Genomic DNA, 5,200 nt, shown 5'->3' on the forward strand with positions numbered 1-5,200 from the left:
CCGCGATCTTGCAGGCAGCGCTCGCGCGCGATCAGCTGGGGGAGTACCAGGCGCAGGCCGCGATCGCCGCCCTGCACGCTGACGCCCCGTCGACCGCGGAGACGGACTGGCTGCAGATCGTCGAGTGGTACGACGAGCTGCTCGCCCTGCGTGAGAGCCCGGTGGCGCGGCTCGGTCGGGCGGTGGCGGTGGGGCACGCCGACGGCCCGCACGCCGGGTTGGCCGCGCTGGCCGAGGTGCCCGAGACACTGCCCCGGCACGCCGCGGCCCGAGCGTACCTGCATGAACAGGCGGGGGAGTCGGCGACGGCCGCGCGGCTGTACGAGCGTGCTGCTGCCGAGGCGACCTCGATGGCCGAGCGCCGGTACCTCGCCCGCAAGGCCGCGGAGCTGGGTGGGCGGCGGTGAGCCAGCCCATGCAGCGCACGCAGCCGCTCCCGGGGATGGCGTCTCGCCCCTGAGCCTGGCGTCTCGCTCCAGCGGCTGCGCTCCCGCGCGGGCGCCCACCCGCGCAGCCGCTCCCGGGGATGGCGTCTCGCTCCTGAGGATGTGCGCGAATTCCGCAGCCGCCTCTGGCCATGGCGTCTGGCCTGCGCAGCGGGGCGCGCGAGACGCCATGGCGACGGGCGGCTGCGCTGCGGTCGGAATGGGCGGTCCCGTTGAGTCCGGCGCAGGGCTGTCGCATGCCTGTCTCGCGGCGAATCGGAACGTGCGCCCCGCGGTCGCTGATCGTTACCCGTCCCTGACAGCGTGCGTGGTCGGTGGTCCGCTCATCCGGCCCGGCGTAGCGTGCGGGCATGACCGATTCCCAGCAGACCCCGAGCAGCGACAACGGACAGCGGAGCGGCGATTCCGGTGGCGAGACCCTTGGCGCCCCGGTCCCCGAGGGGCGGGCGACCGGCGGTGGGTCGCTGCAGCGTGACCCCGACGACTGGGTCACCGGCGACGAGCCCATGACCGAGGCGCAGAAGAGCTACCTCGACACCCTGGCCCGCGAGGCCGGCGAGGAGCTCCCGGCGACGCTGACCAAGGCGGAGGCGTCCGAGCACATCGACCGCCTGCAGAAGGGCAACCCGCGCACCGACCAGTCGTAGGCGTCCCGAACCGTGGAGCACCGCGTCCGGATGGCACCGACGCGGTGCTTCGTGAATTCACGAGTGCGCGAAGGCTAATGCGGCTAACATTGTTGGTGGCCGTCAGGTGTGTACTCCTTGGCGGCGTCTACGTGAAGAGGGTGCGAGGGGCGGGCCCGCACGAGTCGCCCGAGTCACGCAAGTGGGTCTCGCCCCGCGGGCTGAACAGGTTGTAAAATTCCGCCCAGAAGGCGGGTGGTCGCGATGACTGTTCAGAATCGGGTGATGTCGCAGAAGGCCGTGTCGGGAGACCGCGCGGAGCGTGCGCTGCGAGAGCTCGACGACCCGCTGTTCGCCGACATCGTCGTGAAGGAAATGCGTCGGCGCAGCTCGTTCACCGGCGTCGCCGGGCAGGTCGACGGGACCCTGCAGGCCGCGCGTTCCCGGGCCCGGGGTCCGCTCCGCGGGCCGGCCGGCGCGCCCGCCAACAGCCGCCGGTCCGTGATCCCCTGCGTACCGCGAAGCGCCGCGTTGCAAGTGCCCCACGTCTGCTCGTACGAGGCGGGCGAGATCCTCATCCAGCGCGGCGTCCTGCCCGACTCCGCGCCCACCGATGCACTGCGGACCTTCGCCCGCCAGGGCCGGTTAATCGTTCTGCGCGGCGACCGCAGGTGGGTCTACCCGCGTTTCCAACTCGACCACTTCGACCCCCGTAGGGCGGACGACATCGTCGCAGTGGTCAACCGGATGCTCGACGCCGGGCACGCCCCGGAGGCCGCCACCGTGTGGTGGACCACGCCGACCAGCTCGCTGCCCGGGCGGCGCGCGCCCATGGACCTGCTGGGTCAGGATCACACCGCGCTCCGCGAACTGGCTGCGGCCTACGCCGCCGGCACGGAAGTCTGAGCACGACTCTTGTTGTCGGCGGGGAGGTCTGACCGCGCTCGACCGGATCGGTTTGCCGCAGGTCCGGGGGTGAGGCCGGCCGCTCGCGGACGCTCCGACCTGCCGCCGCTCCCTAGACTGCTCCCATGATGGTTCTCGCCGCGTCGGCTCCGACCGACCCCTCCGCCGGGTACGACGGGTTCATCGGGTGGGTCCTCACGCTCATGGAGACCCTCGGCGAGCTCGGCGTCGGTATCGCGATCCTGCTGGAGACCTTCCTCCCGCCCATCCCGTCCGAGGCCGTCCTGCCCGGCGCCGGATTCCTGGCCTACGACGGCCGGATGAACTTCTGGCTGGCCTGGGCGGCGGCGACCGCGGGTGCCCTGCTCGGCGCGTGGATCTGGTACGTCGTGGGCGCGGCGCTCGGCCGGGACCGCACCCGCCGCCTCGTCGGCCGCATCCCGCTGCTGGACCACGACGACTTCGACAAGTCGGAGGCGTTCTTTCAGAAATGGGGCGGTGTCGCCGTGCTGGTAGGGCGCTGTGTCCCGCTCGTGCGGTCGTTCATCTCCATCCCCGCGGGCATCGAGCGGATGTCGTTCGCCCACTTCAGCGCCTACACGCTCCTCGGGTCCGGCGTGTGGAACGCCATCTGGATCGGCGCCGGATACCTCTTCGGCCCCGCCATCAGGCCCGCGCTCGAGCAATGGAGCGGAGTGCTGTCCAACGCCGCGCTGGCGGTGATCGCGATCGCCTTCGTGTGGTTCGTGGTCAAGCGCGTGCGCCGACTCGTGCGTTCGTCGGCCGCCGAGAAGGAGTCGGTCGGTAGCGACCACTGAGGCACGACCGCGTGGCGGCCGGACCGGCCCAGCGAGCGTCCGGGGGCGGTGCGAGCGCGATCAACCTCGTCGTCGTCGCCCTGTCCGTGTCCATCCGGTCGGGACGGCGCTCCGAATCCCTCGTGGTCGCCGGAACCACCGACGCGGCCCCTGACGCCACCCGCGGACGCGGCGTACGTTGGGCCACACCCGCACCACACGACCAGAGGAGATCGCCCATGTCCGATGCGCTCTACACCGTCGAGGCACTGTCGACCGGCGGCGGCCGGGACGGCCACGTGGCCACCGCCGACAAGGCCGTGGACCTGAACATGGCCCCGCCCAAGGAGCTCGGCGGCTCCGGCGAGGGCAACAACCCCGAGCAGCTGTTCGCCGCCGGGTACGCCGCCTGCTTCCACTCCGCCCTGCAGAGCGCGGCCCGGCAGAAGAAGGTCACGATCGACGGCTCGTCCGTCGGCGCACGGATCTCGCTGGTGCGCTCGGGCGAAGAGAGCATCGACCTGGCCGTGGAGCTCGAAGTGATCATCCCCGGACTCGAGGCAGAACAGGCCGACGAGCTGGCCAAGCTCGCCCACGAGATGTGCCCCTACTCGCGCGCCGTCGAGGGCAACATCGAGGTCAGCGTCTCGGTCGGCGAGGACTGACATTCACTTTATTCGCGGGGGCGTGTCAACAAAAGCCTGTCCTCAGGGACGAGGCTGCGCTAGCGTTGCCCGCACGGTCGGCTTCGTCCAGCCGATCCGGGAAGTCACGGGGGACCTTCCATGCGGAGCACATCGATCAGACGCGGCGTCGTCCTTCTGGCCGGCTTGATCGCCTTGGCCGCCTCAGCGTGCAGCATCGGTGGGGCCGGGTCCTCGGACGAAGCGGCGATCGCGCCCGCGCCGCCGCCCGCGTCGCAGATCGTCGGCACGCAGCCGGTCCTCGCCGTCGACATCGTGCAGGGCCTCCAGGAACAGCCCGTCGACGTGGAGGTCCACGGCGACGAGGGCGTGGCGGTGACGTTCCGCGAGCTCACGATCGTCCCCGGCACCGGCACGGGAAGGCACTGCCATCACGGGCAGGTCATCGCCGTGGTGAAGCAGGGCGAGATCACCCACTACTCCGACACCTTCCGCGGAGGCACGCGCACCTTCCGGGCGGGGGACTCGATCGTCGAAGGTGCCGGTTACCCGCATGAGGCGCGGAACGAGGGCACCGAGGACGTCGTCCTCATGGTGACGTACGTGACCCCGGTAGGGAAGCCACTCATCGAGGAAGACCTCTCCCAGTGTGAATGACGGTGGGACAGCGGTCAGAGCATCTGCCGCAGCATGTACGGCAGGATGCCGCCGTGCTGGTAGTACGTCTCCTCCGCCGGGGTGTCGATGCGGACCTTCGCGGTGAACTCGATCGCGTCGTCGCCCTCGCCCGCGCGGACCGTGACCTCGCCCGGGACGGAATCCTGACCGTCGAGTCCGGTGATGGAGAAGCCCTCGTCGCCCTTCAACCCGAGGCTCGAAGCGGACTCGCCCTCGGGGAACTGCAGCGGCAGGACGCCCATCCCGATGAGGTTCGACCGGTGGATCCGCTCGAACGATTCCGCGATCACGGCCCTGACCCCGAGCAGCTTCGTGCCCTTGGCCGCCCAGTCGCGCGACGAGCCGGAGCCGTACTCGGCGCCGGCGATGACGACCAGCGGCACGCCCTCCTCGGCGTACCGGATCGACGCATCGTAGATGCTGATCTGCTCGCCGCTGGGGAAGTGGGTCGTGACGCCGCCCTCGGTGCCGGGCGCCAGCTGGTTGCGCAGACGCACGTTCGCGAAGGTGCCGCGGATCATCACCTCGTGGTTGCCGCGCCGCGACCCGTACGAGTTGAAGTCCGCCGGCTCGACGCCCTGCTCCTGCAGGTACTTCCCGGCCGGCGAGGACGCCTTGATGGCACCGGCCGGGGAGATGTGGTCGGTTGTCACCGAGTCGCCGAGAAGCGCCAGCACGCGGGCGCCGGTGATGTCGCCGATGGGCTCCGGCTCTGCGGACATGCCGTCGAAGTACGGTGGCCGCCGGATGTAGGTGGAGTCCTCATTCCAGTCGAACTTGTCGCCCTCCGGCACGCTCATCCCGCGCCAGTTCTCGTCGCCCGTGAAGACGTCGGCGTAGCCCTTGGTGAACATGTCGGCCTCGAGGTTGGCGTCGACGACCTCCTTGATCTCGGCCGAGCTGGGCCAGATGTCGCGGAGGTAGACCGGCTCCCCGTCGGAGCTGGTCCCCAACGGGTCCTCGAGCAGGTTCTTGCGCATGGTCCCGGCGAGGGCGTAGGCGATGACCAGCGGCGGGGACGCTAGGAAGTTCATCTTGACCTCGGGGTGGATGCGTCCCTCGAAGTTGCGGTTGCCGGACAGGACCGCCGCGACGTTGAGGTC

General features: G+C 70.6%; 6 protein-coding genes and 1 pseudogene. 6 read left to right on the forward strand and 1 reads right to left on the reverse strand.

Going from position 1 to position 5,200, the window contains the following annotated elements; all coding sequences use genetic code 11:
• The 6 genes and pseudogenes from KHA85_RS15925 to KHA85_RS15950 all read left to right on the forward strand — a co-directional run.
• Window positions 1-407, forward strand: a pseudogene (locus KHA85_RS15925) (RNA polymerase subunit sigma-24); the annotation flags it as partial.
• Window positions 408-796: 389 nt separating this feature from the next.
• A complete protein-coding gene (locus tag KHA85_RS15930; protein WP_131886031.1) occupies window positions 797-1,093 on the forward strand; it encodes a DUF3072 domain-containing protein in 297 nt (98 codons plus the stop codon).
• 243 nt (window positions 1,094-1,336) lie between these two features.
• Window positions 1,337-1,978, forward strand: coding sequence for a hypothetical protein (locus KHA85_RS15935; protein ID WP_131886030.1), 642 nt, complete (start codon window positions 1,337-1,339; stop codon window positions 1,976-1,978).
• Window positions 1,979-2,103: 125 nt separating this feature from the next.
• Entirely contained in the window at window positions 2,104-2,796 is a 693-nt protein-coding gene (locus KHA85_RS15940; protein WP_213186563.1) for a DedA family protein, read from the forward strand.
• A 218-nt stretch (window positions 2,797-3,014) separates the two neighbouring features.
• Window positions 3,015-3,440, forward strand: a complete 426-nt coding sequence (locus tag KHA85_RS15945) for an organic hydroperoxide resistance protein (protein WP_213186564.1) — start codon at window positions 3,015-3,017, stop codon at window positions 3,438-3,440.
• Window positions 3,441-3,560: 120 nt separating this feature from the next.
• Window positions 3,561-4,076: a cupin domain-containing protein gene (locus tag KHA85_RS15950; RefSeq protein WP_213186565.1), complete on the forward strand. Its 516-nt coding sequence runs from the start codon at window positions 3,561-3,563 to the stop codon at window positions 4,074-4,076.
• 14 nt (window positions 4,077-4,090) lie between these two features.
• Here the strand turns inward: KHA85_RS15950 and KHA85_RS15955 are convergent.
• Window positions 4,091-5,200, reverse strand: a 1,110-nt coding sequence (locus tag KHA85_RS15955) for an aconitate hydratase (protein WP_236885814.1), incomplete at its 5' end; no start/stop codon positions are given.

The sequence above is a fragment of the Dietzia massiliensis genome (assembly GCF_018390595.1).
In the GTDB taxonomy this organism is placed as follows: Bacteria; Actinomycetota; Actinomycetes; order Mycobacteriales; family Mycobacteriaceae; genus Dietzia; species Dietzia massiliensis.